Here is a 6,935-nt window from a genome sequence, read left to right on the forward strand (position 1 = left end):
AATCCTGGCTACGACCCCGGTTCGGCTTTTCGTTTGTAGATGAGCACGTCTTCGTACCGGTCTGCCGGGTGGCGTATGTTGCTATGAAAGTTCCAGCGTGTCAGGTCAACGACTGAGGACAGAGACGACGCGGCATCCTTGTCCACGATCAGCCAGGGGCAACGGCTGTCCGAGCCGGCCGGTCGCAGTGCCAGATGGCCATGAAATTGAAAAGCCGCGATCTGGCTGCGGCTCAGTCCGTAGATTTCAACGCAGCGCGGTTGATGCTGAAAAATGACCAGGGTGCGACGCACCAGCGGGGCGTAGCTGCGGGCAAAGTCGAGCAAGGGCAGCCATAAGGTCATCAGGAGCAGCCAGCACAGCGCCGCGCCAGCGGCTGGCAAAACCAGGCTTTTCCAGATGGCGGCCCGGTGCCGGCCAACTCGCCACTTCACCAGCCAGGCCCACGCCAATGTTGCGCTGGCAGCTATCAAAAAAGGAACAAGGGAAAAGCTGTGTTCAAAGCCGGGCAGAAGTCGCGCGACGTTGGCGGCGGGTTGCCTGGGCACGCCGGTTTGCAGGGCGATCCACACGACCCAGATGGTCAAGGCGCAGCCGGAGAAAAATAACAGGGTGAACCAATCAACCAGCGATGCCACGCTGCGGCGCAAGGTGGGCAGGGCAAACGCAGCCAGCGTTGCCAGTGCGGGCAGGGCCAGTAACAAGGACCGATCGGCCGAGCCGGTGGTCAGTGTGGCGCCGATGGCAACGCCTGCAAACCATAGCGGCAGCGCCAGATGGCGGCTGGGCATGCCCATGCGAATCAGTTGATGGCGCCAGCGCCACAAGGTCCACAAGGCCAGCGGCCAGGCGGGCCAGGTGAACCACAGCAGCAGGCGCCCAAGGTTGCGCCACGTTGTCCAGTTGGCATGGGGCAGCTCAATGCGCCAGCGCCACAAGTCCAGCCCGCTGGCCAGCAGAGCGACCAGCAGCGTGACGATTGCTATCGCCCCGGCGGCCAAAATGGCCGCGCGCCGCGTCACGCTTTGTTCATTGGAGCGATCCAGCAGCTGAATCAGGGCGCCGCCGCCGCCCAACAGCACGGCCATGCTGGGAGCCCCCGACAGGGTCAGACCTGCCAGACCGAACACGCCGGCGATGGCGGGCGTTAACGTGCGGTAGGGCAGGGCGGCCAGCGCGTACAGAGCGAGTGCCGTAAAACAGAGCTGCGCCAGCGCAGGCGTGGTTTCATGTGACAACTGGGCCAGGCCCAGGCAGGCGATGAAAGCCAGCAAGCCGCCGTCGGCCATGGCTCTCGCATAGTCTGTCGGCCTGGCCTCTCCGCCAAATGCAAAAGCAACCGGTTGGGCCTCAGGGTTGCGTGCCAGATAGTAAGTGCCGTACCAAGTGGCGACCAGGGCCAGTGTCAGCAACAAGCCAAACGGGATGCGGGCCGCAAAATCCGGTGCGAACCAGGCGGGCGCGAGCTGCATGGCCCAGGCGCCAAGCCAATAAGGCAGCAGCGCATCGACCTCGGGTGACAGACCCATCAACTGCGGCGACATCCATGCGGTGCCGCCACGGGCCAATTCGGCCATATAGCCAAAGGCGGATATGTCGGCCGTTTTCCAGGGGCCGCGGCCCAGCAAGCCCGGCAATACATAGGCGATGCAAAACAAAAACAAAGCAACGCGCGGCAAACGCTGCACGGCGCCTTGGGCGACGATCGCGGGGGTGGTTTGATTCACGCTGGTTTGATGAAAAAAAGGCAGCGCGGGTAACCCGGGCTGCCTTTTGGAAGAAGCGTTTGCCAGTTTATTCGGTGACAGCGGCAACTGCGGTTTTGGTCTTGCCAAAACGGTTGCGGAAGCGCTCGACACGGCCACCCATGTTGTCCACGGATTTTTGTGTGCCGGTGTAGAAAGGATGCGATTCGCTGGAGGTATCGATCTTGTACAGCGGCAGTTCGCGACCGTCTTCCATCTTGATCATCTCTTTGGCGTTAGCGCAAGAGCGGGTGACGAATTTGAAGCCATTGGACGTGTCCAGGAAACAAATTTCGCGGTAATTCGGGTGAATGTCTGCTTTCATGTTTTCTCCATCAGTTGCGTTAGCCGCGTCAGCCCTTGTGCAAACCATTGCGCAATTAAAAGCCCGTCGTACTTGTCGCGTAGAACCGCGAATTATAGCCTAGCGCCGCAAACGAAGGGGCCAAGCGTGGGGGCAAATTTTTCGCCGGGCCGCCCCAAGGAAAATTAACCCCCTTGGGGGGCAGCGCAGCACACGAAGTGGCCAAGCGTGGGGGCAATATTTCTAGCCGCCGCGGCGCATCATGTCAAAAAATTCGCTGTTGTTCTTGGTGGCGCGCATTTGCTTGAGCACCATTTCCATCGACTCGATTTCATCCATGTTGTAGAGAAACTGGCGCAGGATGCGGGTTTTCTGCAAAATCTCGGGGGCCAGCAACAGCTCTTCACGCCGGGTTCCGCTGCGGTTGAGCTGGATCGACGGAAACACGCGTTTTTCGTACAGGCGGCGGTCCAGGTGGATTTCACTGTTGCCGGTGCCCTTGAATTCTTCAAAAATCACTTCGTCCATGCGGCTGCCGGTGTCGATCAGGGCGGTGGCGATGATGGTCAGCGAGCCGCCTTCCTCCACATTGCGCGCCGCGCCCAGGAAGCGCTTGGGGCGCTGCAGCGCGTTGGAGTCCACACCGCCGGTCAATACCTTGCCGGAAGAGGGCACGACATTGTTGTAGGCGCGCGCCAGGCGCGTGATGGAGTCCAGCAGAATCACCACGTCTTTCTTCAACTCGACCAGGCGTTTGGCGCGCTCGATCACCATCTCGGCCACGTGCACGTGGCGGGCGGCGGGCTCGTCAAAGGTGGAGGCGATCACCTCGCCCTTGACGGTGCGCTGCATCTCGGTCACTTCTTCGGGCCGCTCGTCGACCAGCAGCACCATCATGTGAATTTCGGGATAGTTGGCGGCAATCGCGTGGGCAATGTGCTGCATCATCACCGTCTTGCCGCTCTTGGGTGGCGCCACCAGCAGGGCGCGCTGGCCTTTGCCAATCGGCGCGATGATGTCGATGATGCGACCGGTGATGTTTTCGTCGGTCTTGATGTCTTGTTCCAGCCGCATTTGCTTGTTGGGAAACAGCGGCGTCAAGTTCTCGAACATCACCTTGTGTTTGTTTTCTTCGGGCCCGCCGCCGTTGACTTTTTCAAGCTTGTTCAGGGCAAAGTAGCGCTCGCCGTCTTTGGGCGTGCGCACTTCGCCTTCAATCATGTCGCCGGTGTGCAGGTTGAAGCGGCGCACCTGGCTCGGGCTGATGTAAATGTCGTCTGTGGAGGCGGTGTAGCTGGTGTCGGGGCTGCGCAAAAAACCAAAACCATCGGGCAGGATTTCCAGCACGCCATCGGCAAAGATCTGCTCACCAGCGCGGGCGCGCTTTTTGATGATGGCAAACATCAGCTCTTGCTTGCGCATGCGCCCGGTGTTTTCAATCTCAAGCTCTTCAGCTTGCTTGAGGACTTCTGACACGTGCAGTGCCTTGAGTTCGTTTAAGTGCATGGAATGGCCAGGTAGGGGAATTGAACGAAATACAGGGGGGGTTTGGGTGAGGCGGATCGCAATCCTCAGCCTCAATGTTCTAAACCGGGAACTCGAACTGACCCAGGATGGGAGTCAGTGAACTGGCTGTAATTATGACAGGAAAAAAATGCAGTCTTCAAGCCCTGTCAAGCATGATCTGGAAAAGCCTAAATTCTTACGGGTAAAGCTGGCTCGCTTTGAACGGTTGGGGGACAGACTTTGTTGGCTTGGCTTCACTGCGGTCTGTCCCGCAATGCTTCAGGCTAGTTGCTGATCAATAAAAGCCGTCATCTGCGACTTGCTCATGGCGCCGACTTTGGTCGCGGCGAGCTGCCCATCCTTGAACAGCATCAGGGTGGGAATGCCGCGAATGCCGAATTTGGCCGGAATATCACGGTTCTCATCGACGTTCATCTTGGCAATTTGCAGTTTGCCTTCGTAACTGGTCGCTATTTCTTCCAGAATGGGCGCGATCATCTTGCACGGGCCGCACCACTCGGCCCAGTAGTCCACCAGCACGGGCTGCGTTGATTTCAGCACATCGGTTTCAAAAGAGGCGTCGGACACATGTTTGATAAGTTCGCTGGCCATGAGAATTCCTTGGTAGATAGTCGGTACAGGTAAAGTGGGGAAATTGTGACAGAAACCAAGCCCCTGCATCGTTAACCAAAATCCTATGGCTGAAATAGCAAAAAACCATCCTGTTGATCGGGCATGGGACCGTGTCATGGGTCAAATCCGCGCCGAAATGGCCGCGCGCGGGGTGCATGCATCACGCACGGTGGTGCTGTTGCCGTACGCCCAGCTGATGCAGGAAGCGCGCAGCGCCTGGCTGCGCGCTCTGGAGGGCGCCCAGCCTGGCGTCAACTCGCCTGCCCATTTTTTGCCCCGTTTCGAGACCAGCATGAACTGGACTCGCAGCCTGGGTGGCTTTGAGCCCGGCCCGGACGATCTGCAGCTCGATTGCGCGCGCGATGTGCTGACGGCGGCTTCTTTGCTGGCACGCGCGGGCTTGGCCCCGTATCAAAACCTGTTGGCGGCGCGCCTGATGGAAGCGGCCTGGAGTCTGGCCAGGCTTGCGGCTTCTGTTGCGCCCGCGGCGCGCGCGCAGTGGGGTCTGCGCCTGGACAGTCTGTTGGCTAGCGGCCTGGACGCGCCGGTGCTGGCGTTGGAGGCCGCGCTGGCCCGGGTCGCGCTGGCCTGGGTGGCCAGCTCAAGTTATCCGTCCGATCGGCTGTTCGCGGCCCAACCTGATTTGCTGGTGGTGCTGCAAGGCTTCCAGAGCGAACCGCTGGCGCTGGCCTTGCAGCACGAACTCGGTGAGCGGGTCGTCGTGCTGGCGCTGCAGCAGGAAGACGCACCAGCAGGCGCTACCGCAGGCGCGGACACGGTGGCGCTGCACGCGGCCCAGGACGGCGAAGACGAAGCGCAGCGCGCGGCTGCCTGCGTGCTAGCGCATCTGGCGGCGGGGCGCTCGCCGGTGGCGCTGGTGGCGCAGGATCGGGTGCTGACGCGCCGCGTGCGCGCCATGCTGGGAGAGCGCGGCGTGGCCGTGCGCGACGAAACCGGCTGGACGCTGTCGACCACCCGTGCCGCCGCCACACTGATGAGTCTGCTGCGCGCATGCGCCTGGGACGCCAGCACTGATGTGGTGCTCGACTGGCTGAAAAACGCGCCGGCGTTTGACCCGCAACTGGTGACGCAGGCCGAGGCCAGTTGGCGCCGCGGCGCGGTGCGCGAGTGGCGCGCGGTGCCGCTCGGTGAGGCCTTGCAACGCCCGGTACAGGCGCTACGCGACAGTCTGCAATCCGGGCGGCCGCTGGCGCGCTGGCTGGTCGATCTGCGCGCCGTGCTGCAAAGCGCGGGCCAATGGACCGGCTTGACGCAAGACGCTGCCGGGCAAGCGGTGCTGCAGGCCCTGCGTTTGCATGAGGGCGCGCATACCGAGTTTGCGGATGTGGCCGTGTCCATGAGTCAGAGTGAGTTCACGGCGTGGGTCAGCCAGTCGTTGGAGGCGGCCAGTTTCTTGCCGGAACATCCGGAGAAATCAGCGCCGGGTCAGGTCGTGATCCTGCCCTTGAGCCAGCTGCTGGGTCGCCCGCTGGCGGCGGTGGTGCTGCCCGGCTGCGACGACGTGCGCTTGCCGATGTCACCCGAACCCACCGGCCCGTGGACCCCTGCCCAACGCGCGCTGCTCGGTCTGCCCGAGCGTGCGCATCTGGCCGCTGCCAGCCGCGCGGCCTGGCAGTACGCCTTGCAGTTTCCCCATGTGGATGTGTTGTGGCGCCAGAGCGAAGGCGGCGAGCACCTGATGGCCAGCGGCTTTGTGCAGGAACTGCAGCTCAGCCAGATTGGTGCCATGGCGCCGGATCCGCGGCCGCTGCGCGCGCTCACGGCCAAGCCTGGCGCCATGCCGCGCCCGAAGGGCGATGCGCTGGCCGTGACCCGGCTCTCCAGCACGGCTTATGAAGACCTGCGCCGCTGCCCGTACCGGTTCTTTGCCCTGCGCCAGCTCAAGCTGCAGGAGTCGGATGAACTCGACACCGAACTTGGCAAACGCGACTTCGGCAACTGGCTGCACACCGTGCTCAAGCTCTTTCATGAAGCATTGAATGAGTCTCCAGCCCCCGATTTTGTTGGGCGATTAGCTATGATTAACAGAGCGGCTGAAGAGGCGACTGTGGCGCTGGGTTTGTCCAGCAGCGAATTCTTGCCGTTCGCCGCCGCCTGGCCGCGGGTGCGCGCGGGCTACCTGGAATGGCTGGCCGGGCACGAGGCCAGCGGCGCCGCCTTTGTCGCCGCCGAGCGCTGGCGGGAAACCCCGCTCGGTCACCTGACCCTGGTTGGCAAGATTGACCGTATCGATCGCCTGCAGGACGGCAGCGCCCTGGTGATCGACTACAAAACCGAGCCGCGTGCCAGCACCGCCCAGCGCATCAAGGACGCGCCGGAAGACACCCAACTCGCGTTTTATGCGGCGCTGCTGGGTGATGACACCTTGGCGGCGGCTTATGTGAATGTGGGTGAAAAAGACGGCACCAAAACGTACGAGCAGTCCGACGTGGTGGCCCTGCGCGACCTGCTGCTGGCGGGGATTGCCACGGACATGGCGCGGATTGCCGATGGTGCGGCTATGGCGGCGATGGGGGAGGGCAAGGCGTGCGAATTTTGCGCTGCGCGGGGACTGTGTCGTAAGGATTTTTGGGATGTTGTATGAGTTTTGTTTTTTGTGATTTTTCCCCCACTCACTCCCCCAACCCGGGTTTTTGGGGTCAGAGCCCAAATTCGCCGAGCCGACGGCTCGCCCAAAGGGAGCGGCGCCATGCGCCGCAGCGAAATTGGTGTCTGACCCCAATAAC

General features: G+C 61.9%; 5 protein-coding genes. 1 reads left to right on the forward strand and 4 read right to left on the reverse strand.

Annotated elements, in window-relative coordinates; genetic code table 11:
- Positions 1 to 8: 8 nt before the first annotated feature.
- The 4 genes from WA157_RS06085 to trxA all read right to left on the reverse strand — a co-directional run bounded on the left by WA157_RS06085 (position 9) and on the right by trxA (position 4,167).
- On the reverse strand, positions 9 to 1,727 hold the full coding sequence (locus WA157_RS06085) for a hypothetical protein (protein WP_422620116.1): 1,719 nt from the start codon (positions 1,725 to 1,727) through the stop codon (positions 9 to 11).
- 67 nt (positions 1,728 to 1,794) lie between these two features.
- A complete protein-coding gene (locus tag WA157_RS06090; protein ID WP_422620117.1) occupies positions 1,795 to 2,070 on the reverse strand; it encodes a type B 50S ribosomal protein L31 in 276 nt (91 codons plus the stop codon).
- A 222-nt stretch (positions 2,071 to 2,292) separates the two neighbouring features.
- On the reverse strand, positions 2,293 to 3,555 hold the full coding sequence (rho, locus tag WA157_RS06095) for a transcription termination factor Rho (RefSeq protein WP_011465176.1): 1,263 nt from the start codon (positions 3,553 to 3,555) through the stop codon (positions 2,293 to 2,295).
- Positions 3,556 to 3,834: 279 nt separating this feature from the next.
- A complete protein-coding gene (gene trxA / locus WA157_RS06100; RefSeq protein ID WP_422620118.1) occupies positions 3,835 to 4,167 on the reverse strand; it encodes a thioredoxin TrxA in 333 nt (110 codons plus the stop codon).
- 85 nt (positions 4,168 to 4,252) lie between these two features.
- Here trxA and WA157_RS06105 point away from each other — a divergent pair, with 85 nt between their 5' ends.
- Positions 4,253 to 6,793 (forward strand): PD-(D/E)XK nuclease family protein, encoded by a 2,541-nt coding sequence (locus WA157_RS06105; protein WP_422620119.1) that lies wholly within the window; start codon positions 4,253 to 4,255, stop codon positions 6,791 to 6,793.
- The last annotated feature ends 142 nt before the right edge of the window (positions 6,794 to 6,935 follow it).

This window comes from Rhodoferax ferrireducens (assembly GCF_049302455.1).
GTDB classification, from domain to species: domain Bacteria; phylum Pseudomonadota; class Gammaproteobacteria; order Burkholderiales; family Burkholderiaceae_C; genus Rhodoferax; species Rhodoferax ferrireducens_B.